Source organism: Neorhizobium sp. PAMB6716, from assembly GCF_058242805.1.
In genome coordinates this window covers 242,602-256,019 of record NZ_JBZAYW010000003.1, presented here as the reverse complement: position 1 = coordinate 256,019, position 13,418 = coordinate 242,602, and the positions used below count along the sequence as shown (strand labels likewise).

9 protein-coding genes are annotated in these 13,418 nt (G+C 61.3%); 7 read left to right on the top strand and 2 right to left on the bottom strand.

What is annotated here, in order from left to right:
* Positions 1–75: 75 nt before the first annotated feature.
* Positions 76–1,626 (bottom strand): gamma-glutamyltransferase family protein, encoded by a 1,551-nt coding sequence (locus tag AC4CWH_RS26165; RefSeq protein WP_491322543.1) that lies wholly within the window; start codon positions 1,624–1,626, stop codon positions 76–78.
* Positions 1,627–1,879: 253 nt separating this feature from the next.
* Between AC4CWH_RS26165 and AC4CWH_RS26160 the strand changes: the two genes are divergently transcribed.
* Positions 1,880–2,593 (top strand): GntR family transcriptional regulator, encoded by a 714-nt coding sequence (locus AC4CWH_RS26160; RefSeq protein WP_491322428.1) that lies wholly within the window; start codon positions 1,880–1,882, stop codon positions 2,591–2,593.
* Here AC4CWH_RS26160 and AC4CWH_RS26155 read toward each other — a convergent pair.
* On the bottom strand, positions 2,572–2,988 hold the full coding sequence (locus AC4CWH_RS26155) for a nuclear transport factor 2-like protein (RefSeq protein ID WP_491322427.1): 417 nt from the start codon (positions 2,986–2,988) through the stop codon (positions 2,572–2,574). The two genes, AC4CWH_RS26160 and AC4CWH_RS26155, sit on opposite strands and share 22 nt — an antisense overlap.
* 79 nt (positions 2,989–3,067) lie before the next feature.
* Here AC4CWH_RS26155 and AC4CWH_RS26150 point away from each other — a divergent pair, with 79 nt between their 5' ends.
* The 6 genes from AC4CWH_RS26150 (at position 3,068) to AC4CWH_RS26125 (ending at position 13,326) form a co-directional block, all read left to right on the top strand.
* Positions 3,068–4,351 (top strand): amidohydrolase family protein, encoded by a 1,284-nt coding sequence (locus tag AC4CWH_RS26150; RefSeq protein ID WP_491322426.1) that lies wholly within the window; start codon positions 3,068–3,070, stop codon positions 4,349–4,351.
* A gap of 247 nt (positions 4,352–4,598) precedes the next feature.
* Entirely contained in the window at positions 4,599–5,876 is a 1,278-nt protein-coding gene (gene pglB, locus AC4CWH_RS26145; RefSeq protein ID WP_491322425.1) for a polygalacturonase PglB, read from the top strand.
* A gap of 42 nt (positions 5,877–5,918) precedes the next feature.
* A complete protein-coding gene (locus tag AC4CWH_RS26140) occupies positions 5,919–8,993 on the top strand; it encodes an alpha-mannosidase (protein WP_491322424.1) in 3,075 nt (1,024 codons plus the stop codon).
* 4 nt (positions 8,994–8,997) lie between these two features.
* Positions 8,998–10,233, top strand: coding sequence for a CehA/McbA family metallohydrolase (locus tag AC4CWH_RS26135; protein WP_491322423.1), 1,236 nt, complete (start codon positions 8,998–9,000; stop codon positions 10,231–10,233).
* A gap of 6 nt (positions 10,234–10,239) precedes the next feature.
* Complete coding sequence (locus tag AC4CWH_RS26130) at positions 10,240–11,301, top strand: LacI family DNA-binding transcriptional regulator (RefSeq protein WP_491322422.1); 1,062 nt, start codon at positions 10,240–10,242, stop codon at positions 11,299–11,301.
* 213 nt (positions 11,302–11,514) lie between these two features.
* Positions 11,515–13,326, top strand: a complete 1,812-nt coding sequence (locus tag AC4CWH_RS26125) for an ABC transporter substrate-binding protein (protein ID WP_491322421.1) — start codon at positions 11,515–11,517, stop codon at positions 13,324–13,326.
* Positions 13,327–13,418: the final 92 nt, after the last annotated feature.

Sequence of the window (13,418 nt, the reverse complement as noted above, 5' to 3'; positions counted from 1 at the left end):
AGCCGGACAATGGGGGCGGAAGAAATGCTTGTGCCGAGACGGTGGTATCGGGAGATGATTTTTTCTCGAAACGCGTCAGCCGGGCCTATTTTGCGCGGCAACAGCCAAGCCTTCTCCGCGCGGATCGTGCGCGCCGCAGACATCGCCGCTTTCCTCGATGCGGATCACGCCCGCCTGGCCAAACAGCGGCGAAAGGGCGGGAAGCGGCGCCACGATATGGCCACGCGCTGCCATCTCCTCAAACACCGTATCTTCCAGCGATGCCTCGAGTTTCAGGCTGTCGCGGCTGTCGGAAAAGGTTTTGCCGAGCAGGAAGCGCGGTTGCGCCAGCGCTTGGCGCGGGCTCATCGCGTGGTCGATCAGGCCGGTCAGCAGTACGGCAAGCGTCTGCGGCTGGCCGTCTGCGCCTTGCGTGCCATAGATCAGGTGCGGTTTGCCGTCTTTCAGCGCTATGCCCGGGTTCAGCGTATAAAACGGGCGCTTGCCCGGTGCGACGGCATTCGGGTGGGTGGGATCGGTGGAAAAAGCCGCCCCGCGATTTTGCCAGAGAATGCCGGTATCGCCCACCACGACGCCGCTTCCCCAGTCGAAATAGGTGCTTTGCAGCACGCTGGCGCTTTGCCCCTTGCCATCCACCACACCGAAAAACACCGTATCGCCGTGGCGATAGTCATTCGGCCAGGAGAGCGCCCTTTCGGGATCGACGACCCTCGCTTTGGCGTCAAGGCGGGCCGGGTCGAGACAGTGGGCGGTGATGCCGTCGATGTCGTTGCCATCGGCAATCAGTCCGCGGTCGAGAAACGCCTGTTTCACGGCCTCCACGATCAGGTGATACCGCTCGCTGCCGTCTGCCGAAACGCTGCCAAGATCAAAGCGGGAGAGGATGCCCAGAATGGCGAGCGTCGAGATGCCTTGCGTCGGCGGCGGTGGAGCCAGAAGAGTGAGGCCGCGATAGGCAAGCGTCGCCGGTTCCGCCGTGCGGGTGCGAGTTTCTGCGAGATCCAGAAGTGTCAGCGGCGATCCGGCAGCGGAAAGCCTTTCTGCGATCCGCCCCGCCAATTCGCCTTCATAGAACGAGCGGGCACCGTCTCGGGCGAGAAGCCTGAGGCTTTCAGCCAATTGCGGCTGGCGAAACGGCCCGGCCTTGCCCCGGTGATCGAAGATTGCGGAAAAGCCCGGCCACTGGGCAATCTCCGCCGCGCGGAAATCAAGCCAGAAGCCTTGTGAAGCCGTCGGCACATAGCCTTCTTCGGCAAGCTCGATGGCGGGCGCGATCAACGTCGAAAAGTCGGCATGTCCACCCCAGTGACCGGCACTGTAGTCGAGTGCATGTTGCCAGCTATCGACCGCTGCCGCCGACGTGATGGCAGAGCCCGGCCCCCGCAACGGGATCGGCTGATCATAGCGGGGAAGGGTTTGCGCGGCAGCCCCGATGCCGAGAAACGAGGCCTTGCGACCTTCGCGGTCGGCCACCAGCCACACGGCATCGCCGCCGAGCCCGCAGAAATGCGGCATCGTCACGGCAAGAACGGCAGCCGTTGCAACGGCGGCTTCGATGGCATTGCCGCCGGCCTTGAGCACGGCCGCACCCGCAGCACTTGCCAGAGGATGCGGGCTGGTGACCATGCCCCCGGCAGCTTTTGGGTGCAAACGCTCTGTCGTCATCTGTCTTGGTTCTCGTTGGTTCTCGTTTTCCAGGGCAACGCAATCGCCATGCCATCCGCTGGAGGATGATGTCGGGCGGGCGGAACGATTGCCAGTAAAGTGCATGCACTTTATCTGGGCAATCTGCCCGTCAAAGCGGCATTTCGCAAGGCGCCCCGCACGTTGAATTTTCGTCTCGTTTTCCGTATGCAGAACAGGCAAAGCAGGACACGGCATGGCAGCGAAAAAAACTCCGGCACGCGGCGAGGCAGATCGGCTCTCCCTCATCTGCAAGGCAATCCGCCGGGCGATCCTGGAGCGCGCGCTTTTGCCGGGAGACCGGCTTCCGGAGGATGCGCTGGGCGAACGGTTTGGCGCCAGCCGCACGATTGCCCGCTACGCTCTTGGCCAGCTGGCGGCCGAAGGGCTGGTGGACCTGCGGCGAAACCGCATGGCAACCGTTGCCGTCCCGTCCTTTGCCGATGCGCGCGACATCTTTGATCTTCGCATCGTTCTGGAGCGGCAGGTTGTGCGGCATCTGGCGGGAAAGCTCAGCGATCGCGAGATAAAACACCTGCAGGGGATCGTCGAAGCCGAACATGCGGCCCGCCATGGCGCTGACGGTACGGCCATTCGCCTTGCGACCGAATTCCACGTGGCGCTGGCCGAGATGACCGGAAAACCGATCCTCATCCGTTATGTCACCGAAATCTGCTATCGCGCCGGCCTTGCACTCTCGGCCTTCAGCCGGCCACACTCCTCCGATTGCGCCGTGAGCGAGCATCTCGACCTGATCGAGGCGATCCGCACCGGCCCGGCGGACAAGGCGGCGGACATGATGGAGGCGCATCTGGAGGCGGTGGCGTCGCGCGCGCTGCTTCAGGCGTCCGATGCGCGCGGCCGTGACCTCATGAATATCCTGGCGCCTTATGCGGGCGAGCCCGGCTGACGGGCAACGCCCGGATCAAGGATCCATTCGGCGCTGTCGTTCCACACATCGGTTTCGATGATCAGGCCGTCGCGCACGACAAACCGGTCAACGTAACGGTTGTGATCGAATTCCGTGCCATCCGGCCAGGCGCCGTAAAGAAAGCCGAGGCTGTAGACGATTGTCTCCGTTTCACCCGGCACCACGTCATAACGCTCGATGCGCTTCTTCACCCAGGCGTAACGGGCAGCATTGAAGCCAGTCGGGCCTGACGGCGTGCGGAAAACACGGTTGCCGGTGAAGCGGCAGAGAAATTCCGGCGCCACGAAGGTGGCCGCGCGCACCGGATCGGGCGCCATCGAGGCCTCCAGATAATCCTTCACCGCCTGCAGATCGCGTTCGGTCTTCTGATGCATGGCGGGGCTCCCTGTTGTCAGTTCTGGTTAAAAGTGCATACAGTTTGAGCTTAAGCAAAACGCGCCGGGAGTTGCAAGCGTGGTGACCTCTCATTTTGACGACACGTCTCGCAGCGGCAAGGAAAGGCCGGGTTATGACCTCGTGCTGCGCAATGCCCTTTTGCGTGGTGGCAGCGCACCGGTGGATATCGGCATCGTCAAAGGCCGGATTGCCTGCATCGGGCTGCAACCCGGCGAGACGGGGGGCGAGGAGGAAGATCTCGGTGGGCGGCTTCTCCTGCCGGGTTTTGTCGATACACATATTCATCTCGACAAGGCCTGCCTCATCTGTCGCTGCCTGGATGTCGGCGATGGCTTGAAGGGGGCGATTGCAGCGGTATCCCACCTCAAGCGGGATTTTACCGTCGAAGATGTTTATGCACGCGGCGCCCGCGTCATCGAAAAGGCGATCACTGCGGGCACCATGCACATGCGCACCCATGTGGAGGTCGATCCGCGCGCGGGCCTGCGCAGTTTTGAGGCCATGAAACGGCTGAAGCGCGATTATGCCTTTGCGCTCGATCTTTCCATCTGCGTTTTTCCGCAGGAGGGGCTTACCAATGATCCCGGCTGCCAAGACCTGCTGGAAGAGGCGCTGTCTGATGGCGCCGATCTTCTCGGCGGTTGCCCCTATACCGACACGATCCCTTCGGCGCAGATGGAAACGCTGTTTGCCATGGCGGTGGCCCACAATATCGATCTCGATTTTCACCTCGATTTCGACCTTGATCCCTCCTGGTCGCATCTGGAGGAAATCTGCCGGCGCACGGAAAAGGCCGGCTGGCAGGGACGCGTGGCGGTTGGCCATGCCACAAAACTTGCAGCGATGGACGAGGCGGCGTTCGAGCGCCACGTGGCCTTGCTGTCTTCCTGCGGCGTTGCTGTAACGGCGCTTCCCTCCACCGACCTTTACCTGAATGGCCGCGATGCTGGGCGCCGGGCGATGCGCGGCGTTGCACCCGTGCATGTGCTGGCGGCGCGCGGCATCACATGTTCCGTCGCCACCAACAATGTGCTGAACCCGTTTACCCCCTATGGCGATGCCTCGCTTTTGCGCATGGCCAATCTCTACGCCAATATTTTGCAAATCGGGCCGGAGGGGTTTGCCGCCTGTCTCGATCTCATCACCACGTCCGCGGCACGCCTGATGGGCATTGCGGATTACGGCCTTTTGCCGGGTAGCTGGGCGGATCTCGTGGTGCTCGATGCCGATGAGGAGACGGAGGCCTTTGGCGGTCTTGCCACCCCGCTCATGGGCTTCAAGGCCGGCCGCCGCAGCTTTGTCCGCCCGGCGGCTGAGATTGTACGGCCGGCACAGATGTGAAAACGCTCCATTTCTGTCTTGCTTGCCGGAAATAGGAAAAATGTGAAAACTATTTCATTCCTTTCTTTTCGCGATATTGGGAAAAATCCATCCCGTTTCCGTCTGTTTGTGCTTGTCAGCTGAAAATATCACGCTAAAACTCCCCCTTAATGGAAAAGAGCGAAGGCGGGAGGCGTTCACCTTGACTATTCATGAAAATATTTTCCCTAATGGGGGCGATGATTGCACGCAGGCTTTGCAGGGTGCGATGGAGGTTTCTGCCGCCTCTCGAACGCAGCTTGTGCTGGGTCCCGGCATCTATCATTGTGCCGCTCTTCGGCTGCCGGCGGGACTTGATCTGCACCTGAAAGCCGGCGCCATCCTGCGCTTTTCCAGCGATGTCGCAGCCTATGCGCAAAACCGCGTCGATGTGATCGCGGAATCCTCCGATATTGCGATGATGGTGGCCAAAAACGCCTCCGGCATCCGCCTTTCCGGCGAAGGCTCGATCGAGGCGCCGGGCGCCGATTTCATCGTCGGACGACTGGAGGATATGGGGACGCATATTCCAGCGGCAATCCGTCCGCGCGTGCTGGTGCTGGAGGGTTGCGACGACATTGTGCTCGAGGGCTTTTCCGTCCGGTCTTCGCCGATGTGGACGATCCACCTGATCGCCTGCCGGCAGGTGCGCGTGGAGCGATTGTCAATTGACAACGACCGCGAGATGCCGAACACCGACGGCATCGTCATCGATAGCTGCCAGGGCGTCACCATTCGCGACTGCGATATTGCGACCGCAGATGACGGCGTGGTGTTGAAAACCAGCGCCGGGCCGGATGGCAAGGCGGTCGGCGTCTGCCGCGATATTCTGGTGGAACAGTGCCGGGTGGAAAGCCGCAGCTGCGCCCTGAAGATCGGCACGGAAACCCATGGCGACGTGGAAAACGTTACCTTCCGCGATTGCGAGATCCGGCACTCCAACCGCGCCATTGGCCTGTTTTCACGCGATGGCGGCCGCATTCGCAATATCGTCAGCCAGCGCATCCGGCTGGATGCGCATGAGACGCCGGACGGGTTCTGGGGCTCGGGCGAGGCTATCACCGTCAACATCGTGGATCGGCGGGCGGAAAAACCGGCCGGGCGCGTCGAAAACATCGTGTTCGAGGATATCGAGGGCACGATGGAGGGGGCGGTCAATCTTGTGGCCGATGGTGGCGCCGGCATCAGCGATATCAGCTTCACGCGCATGGCCATCAAGCAGGTCGCCGGGCCATATCACGGGCGCAAATACGATGTGCGCCCGACGCATTTCGATCTGGCCCCATCGCCGGACGCGGCGGGCCGGGCCAATGCCTGGATCAAGGATGAGAACGGCGATGTGATCGGGCTTGTGCCTTATCCGGGCGGCATGCCGGCGCTGTTTTCGATGAATGTCGAAGCCCTTACCCTTGATGATGTCCAGTTTTCGCGCCCGTCGCCGCTGCCGGATGGATGGAATGAAGAGGCAATCGACGTGCGCGACGGCGAGCCGCGCATCTGGTCCTGACGTCCCCCGAAGACCATCCATCCTGGCCTTTGAGGAGGGGCTATGCCGATGAAACGTATCCGCAAGCTTGATCATCTGCTTTCGCGCCTGCAGGAGCGGATTTTCCTGCCGCTCGGTGTGGACGTGCCGCTGGTTTATGCGCCGGCGGCAGCGGATGACCGCGCCGCGATGGTGGCGAGCGACCGCAAAGGCTGGACGCCGGTGAACCGTGATCTCGTCTGGGGCGAACCGGATGGCTATTACTGGTTTGGCGGGCGCATTACACTGCCGGCAGAGGTGGAAGGGTTGCGCGTCGTCGTTCATGTCGAGGCCGCCTTCGGCAGCGTCATGGGCCGCAGCGATCCGCAATGCCTGGTGCGCGTCAATGGTGCAATCCGCCAGGGCGTCGATGGCAACCACCGGCAATTCCTGCTGACGCATGAGGCAAAGGCCGGCGACAGCTTTGATATCCTGATCGAAGCCGGCACCATCGAGGACCGGCGCCAGCTGGGGTTCGGCTGCGCGCTGCAGGTCCATGACCTGGAGGTGGACGACCTCTATTACGACCTGCGCGTGCCGCTCGATGTGGCCAGGCTTCTGGCGGTGGATGATCCGCGCCGGCACTTCATTCTGAACCATGTGGAAAAAGCTGTCGATCTGATCGACCTGCGGCCGGGCAACGAGGTCCGCTTCCGCGCCTCGCTCGAAAAGGCGCGGATGGCGGCACAGCCGATCTACGATGCGCAGGATTTCGAGGAAAAGCCGACCGTCGTTGCCACTGGCCACACCCATATCGATGTCGCCTGGCTGTGGCGGGTGCGCGAGACACGCCAGAAGATGGCGCGTTCCATGGCAACGGCACTGTCGCTGATGGAAGATTTTCCCGATTACCGCTTCATGTATAATCAATGCGTGCTGCTGGACTATCTGAACGAGGATTATCCGGAGCTTTTCCAGCGTATCGAGGCCGAGGTGAAAACCGGGCGTTTCGAGATCGAGGGCGCGCTGTGGCTGGAGCCGGATGTCAATATTGCCGGCGGCGAGGCGCTGGTGCGCCACATTCTCTATGGCGTCGATTACCACGTCAAAACTTTTGGCGTGCGCCCGCGCATGATCTGGCTGCCGGATACGTTTGGGTATTCCGCATCTCTGCCGCAGTTGATGGAAAAATCCGGGCTCGACAGCTTTGTGACGCACAAACTCTCCTGGAACGACACCAACCGCATGCCGGATGAGACGATGTTCTGGCAGGGCATCGATGGCACGAAGGTCGTCGCCTATTTCCTGACGACCCAGCCCTATGATTCCACCAGCCTTGGCACGACCTATTGCCCGAACCTGAAGCCCACGCATGTGATGGGCACATGGCGCCGCCATGGCCAGCAAGCGCTGAATTCCGAACTGTTTCTCGTCTATGGCCACGGCGATGGCGGCGGCGGGCCGACGCGCGAGATGCTGCAGAACATCCGCCGCATGGAACGCGGTATTCCCGGCTGCCCGAAGGTGAGCCACGAAACGATGCGGCCGTTCTTCGAACGGCTGATCGGGCGCATGCGGGCGGAGCCGCAAAATTATCCCGTCTGGGTGGGCGAGCTTTACGCGGAATTTCACCGGGGCACGCTGACCTCGGTTGCCAAGAACAAGCGCGCAAACCGGCTGGCCGAGCTTGCCCTGCGCGAGATCGAGATGCTTTCGGTGCTTGCCGAACGGCAGGGTGGCCAAGCCTATCCGGCGGACGAAATCCGCAGGCTCTGGGATATCGTCATGCTGAACCAGTTCCACGATATTCTGCCGGGCTCGTCTATCGGGGCGGTCTATGAGGACAGTGACCGAGATTATGCGGCCTTCTTTGCGCAAGCAGAAGGTTTGAAGACGGATCTCCTGAAAAAGCTGCTCTCTGAAGGCGGCGCAACGATCTTCAACGCCACCGGTCGGCCTCGCGCCGGTCTGGCGCTTAACGCGCCGGGCATTGAAACGGCTGATAGCCAGAAGCTTCTTCGCGCCGACGGCACGAGCAGTTTTGCCGTGGCTGTTGCCGATGTGAAGCCACTTGCCTTCAGCGATCTCGGCGACTGCCGAAGAAGTGCTGCGGTTTCTACACTTTCGGTATCGGAGCACCATCTGGAAAACGAGGCGCTTTCGGTGCGTTTTGACGAGGCCGGCCGCATCATTTCGCTGCTCGATCGCCACTCCGGCCGGGAGATCCTCGCAGACGGCGGGCTTGGCAACCGCGTGCAGGCGTTTCGCGACATGCCGGCGCAATATGATGCCTGGGATATCGATGCCGATTTCGAGGACCAGTTCTTCGAGATCGACGATCTGGTGCGGGCCGAAGTGGTGGAGACGGGGCCGCTGCGCGCCGCGATCCGCTTTGAATGGCGTTACGAGGCGTCAAGCATCGTGCAGGTCGTGTCGCTGGAAGCGGGTGCCCGGCAGATGGAGGTCGATTGCTTCATCGACTGGCACGAACACAATACGCTGGTAAAAACTGCTTTTCCGCTGGCGCTCAACACCGCGCATGTGGATGCGGAAATCCAGTTCGGCCATGTGCGCCGGGCAAGTCACCGCAACACATCCTGGGATCGCGCCCGGTTCGAATGCTCCATGCAGCGCTGGGTGGATGTGAGCGAAGCCGATTTCGGCGTCGCGCTGCTGAACGATTGCAAATATGGCTATGACGCCAAGGGTTCTGATCTTCGCCTGACGCTGCTGCGCTCGCCGACCTATCCGTGGGCAGAGGCCGATCAGGGCGAGCACCGGTTGCGTTACGCGATTTTCCTGCATGACGCAGACAAGCGCGCCGTTCACGTGGCGGCCGAGGACTTCAATCTGCCGCTGCGCATCCTGTCCGGTTCTGCCGGTGCCGGCAAAACGGCCGGTTCCCTTCTTGCCGTGGAGACACCGGGCCTTGCGGTGGAAGCCATCAAGCGCGCCGAGGCGGGCGATGGCATGATCGTGCGTCTGTTTGAAGTCTCAGGCATCCGCTGCCTTGGCCGCATCGCGCTTGATCCGTCGATTCGCTCCGTGGAACTCGTTGATCTCATGGAGGAGGGGGCAACGCCACTTGCCCTTGACGGCCACCACCTCGAACTGGCGTTCAAGCCGTTCGAAATCATCACGCTCAAGCTGAAGGGCTGACCTTATGAGCTATGGCAACCAGACCTTCACCCACGTCATCGACAGTTTCCCCGAGGGCGAAAAGTCCTTCATCGAGATCCCTTTTGCGGTGGGGCCTGATATCGAGCGCATCGAGGTGAGTTATCACTTTCCCTTTGGCGGGGGTGGCAGCGTCATCGATCTCGGTGTTGCCCACAACGGGCGCATGCGTGGCTGGACGGGCTCCGAGCGCGGCCATATCACGCTCGAGGAAGATCGCGCCACGCCGGGTTATGATCTGGGGCCGCTGGAAGGCGCCTGGCATGTGGTGCTCGGTATCGTGAAAATCGGCCCGGCCTGCAAGGTGGACCTGCAGATCCGGCTGATTGCCAAGCGCCCGCGCTGGCTTGCCGGCGAGCTGCACAGCCATTCGGAACATTCAGACGGTGGGGTGACGGTGCTCGATGCCATCCACCGGGCGCGCGCATCGCGGCTGGATTTCATGGCGATTACCGATCACAACACGGTCTCGCAAAACATCATCCGGCCGGATGATCCGGATATTCTCGTAATCCCGGCGATGGAGCTGACATCCTTTTACGGCCACACCAATTTTCTCGGCCTCGCGCGTCCGGTCGAAGACTGGCGCTGCCGCTCACCGCAGGATGTCGCCGACAAGATGGCGGAAGCGCGGGCCAAGGGTGCCACCATCGTCATCAACCATCCCTTCCAGAATTCGGCCGGCGGGCGTTGGCAATCCGGCTTTGATGTCGCCTTCGATGCCTATGAGATCTGGAACGGCAACTGGTCGGTGATGAACGAGGAGGGGCTGGCTTTCTGGCAGGAATTGCTGGCGTCCGGGCGCCGCATTCCGGCAACCGGCGGCAGCGATTTTCACCTGAAGAACCGGCGCCGTCACGGGCGCCCGGCAAACCGGCTCTTTTCAGACAGCGCCTCCATCCGCGATATCCTGAAAGCAGTGCGCGCGGGGCGCAACGTCGTCAGCTTTTCCCCGGATGAAACCATGGCTGTGCCGAGTGCGGATGAACTGCCGATGTTTGGCACGCAGGTGCCGGCGGGTGCTGCAACCGGCGTTACCTTTTCGGGGCTCGTGACAGGCGACGAGATCCGCCGGGTGACGGAGGCCGGCACGGTGGAAACCATCGCGGCGACCGAAGCCGCCATGACGGTGGAGCGACCCTTTTCCGGGCGTTTCATCCGCTACGAAATCTGGCATGGTCGTGAGCCACGGCTTTTCACCAATCCATTTTACGCGGAGTAGCAGATCTTGACCCTGGACAGGCGGCCGGAGCGCAAAATCGGCATCAAGGATATTTCCCGCGAAGCAGGCGTTGCGCTCAGCACCGTCTCGCATGTGCTGAACGGCACTGCTCCGATTTCGCAGGAGGTCCGCAGCCGCGTTCTGGAGGTTGCCCGGCGGCTGGGCTATCTAGCCAAACGCCAGCAGAAGGGGGCGATTGCGTCGCTCACCACGCTTTATCTCGCCGTGCCCCCCGGCAACCTGCCGCACAATGATATCAATCTCGTCTCCTGGACGCTGCTGACGGCACTGTCGCGCGAATGCGAGCGGCGCGGCATCCGGGTGGTGGCGCATAACGGTTCGCCGGAACTGAATGCCGCCGAGATTATCGCCGGTGCGCGGGCCGTGGCGGCGGAAGGCGTGGCGCTGGTCTTTGACGACAATCCAAAACTTTTGCGCGCCCTTGCGGCGGCTGATCTTGCCGTTGTGCTTTTGAACGGTGAAGACCCGACGATGAGCGTGGATACGGTCGCCCCGGCCAACCGTTATGGTGCCCGCCTTGCCACCGAATGGCTTCTGTCGCACGGCCATCGCCGTATCCTGCATCTCACCTGGCGCGGGCGCTCCACCATCATGCGCCGTGTCGATGGCTTTTATGATGCCTATGCCGAGCGCGACCTGCCGCGCGACCTGGGCGAGGTGCTCTATGCCCGCGGCTATGAGCCCGATCAGGCCCGCGAGGCCCTGCGCAATTTTGTCACGGAGCGGGGCGGGCTCGATGGGTTTACCGCCGTCTTCTGTGCGGCCGATAATCTGGCGATTGGCGCATTGATGGAATTGCAGGCGCAAGGCTTTGCCATACCGAAGGATATTGCCGTGGTGGGCTTCGACGGCGTGGCGCCCGGCGAGTTGACCATGCCGACGCTGACGACGGTCAGGGTGCCGCTCGATGCGCTCGCCTCCTCCACGATCCAGATCCTTGAGAACCGCTTGTCCGTGATGGGCGTGACCCACCCCGCCTGCCGCATCGAGCTGGGCTGCCAGCTGATCGAGCGGGAAAGCGGCGGGAATATCCGCATTTCACGATAGGGCGTGAAAATATTTTTTAACTTGATTTTTGGCTCTTGATACAAGATCGTCCCTTCACGCGCTTAATCCGGGGATTATGGAGGGGATGGCGCTTCATTTTTGCTAATCTGGGAGGATAGCACAATGCTTCATAAAAATATTTTCACTAAATATGCCGCAGCACTTCTGGCAACGTGTCTTGCCGGTTCGGCTTTTGCATTCCAGGAATCACCGATGCTCACTGAGCAGGTGAAGGCCGGAAAGCTGCCGCCCGTGGAGCAGCGCCTGCCGGAAAAGCCAACCGTTATCAAGGCTGTCGAGGTTGGCCAGTATGGCGGAACCTGGCAGCGCGCCTTCAAGGGCCCGGGTGACCGCTGGGGCCCGACCAAGCTCATGGAAGAGCGCGTGCTGAAATGGTCACAAAATGCCGAAGGCAAGCTCGATCTGGTACCGGGTTTCATCTCGTCCTATTCGGTGAGCGAAGATTCGCGCGAATTCACCTTCACGCTTCTGAAGGGCCTGAAATGGTCTGACGGCGAGCCGGTGACGACTGAAGATGTCGAGTTCTGGTACAATGACGTCTTCCTCAACCGCGATCTCCTGAAGGCTGTCGACCAGACGCTGGCACCCGGCGGCAAGCCGATGAAGCTGGAAGTGGTCGACAAACAGACGTTCAAGGTGAAATTCGACGAACCTTACGTCTATTTCCTCGAAATCCTTGCCAAGGATTCCACCGGCGAGCCGAGCCTTGATCGCCCCAGCTTCATTTTTCCAAAACATTACCTGAAGCAGTTCAACAACCATTATGCGACGCCGGAACAGCTGCAGGCGGCCACTGCCAAGTTCGGCGTTGCCAAATGGCAGGATCTCTGGGGTTCCAAGGGCGCGGCAACCGCCTGGTGGCAAAACCCGGATCTGCCTGTCGTAACCGCCTGGAAGATCGAAAAGCCGGCACCGGCCGATGTCGTCACCATGGTGCGCAATCCCTATTATTACGCCGTGGATCAGGCCGGCAACCAGCTGCCCTATATCGACCGCATCTCGCACCGCCTGTTCAGCGAGCAGGAGGCCTTCAACCTGATGATCGTGCAGGGCCAGATCGACATGCAGATGCGTTATGTCGAACCGCAGGATTTTACCTTCTACAAGGAAAACGAGGAAAAGGGTCACTACAAGGTCAAGCGGTGGACGCAGGCGCAGACCTGGTCGCTGGTGCCGAACCTCAACGTCAAGGACGAGGTGCTGCGCGGCCTCTACGAGAAGGCGGAATTCCGCCAGGCGCTGAGCATTGCCGTGGACCGCGAGACGGTGAACGAGCTGGTGTTTTCGGGCCTTGCTGAAGCGCGTCAGGCCTCACCCGTCACCGGTTCGCCGAACTTCGATCCGGAACTGGAAACCCATTGGGCAGAGTTCGATCCTGACAAGGCCAACCAGTTGCTGGATGGGATCGGGCTCGACAAGCGCGACAGCGCCGGCTTCCGGCTTCGCCCCGATGGCAAGCGGCTCTCCATCGTCGTTGAAATGCAGCATGCCAATGGTCCAAAGACCATGGAAATCGTTGCTGATGGCTACAAGCAGGTCGGCATCGAACTTCTGCCGCGTCTGATCGACCGCACCCAGTGGGATGCAAGCCGCGACAACAATGATTTCCAGATGCAGTGGTATCCCTTTGACCGTCTTTCGGTGGTCGCCGCCGATCCGCGCATCATGATGGGCAATGACAGCTACGCCAACCAGTATTACATCTGGTACTCCACAGGCGGTGCTTCCGGCATCGAGCCGCCGGCCGATCACCCCATCCGCCGCGTGTTTGCCGATTGGGACAAGGCTGCCAAGGCCACCAACCGGGAAGCTGCCGATACGGCGCTGACCGATCTCATCAAGACCTTCGTCACGCAAGGCTGGGTGATCGGCGTTGTCGGGGAAATGCCGGCGATTTCGGTGGTGAAGACCAGTTTCATGAACTTCCGCGAAGGCCTCATCGAGGATGACATCACCCGCGGCATCGGCATCGGCCAGACGCAGCAGATGTGGATGAAGCAGTAGTTTTTTGCACCCGGCTCCCGTCCGTCTCCTGCCGGAGACGCGCTGGGGCCGGGTCAACTTCCAACTCCAGAGCCGGTTCCTTCCGGCATCGC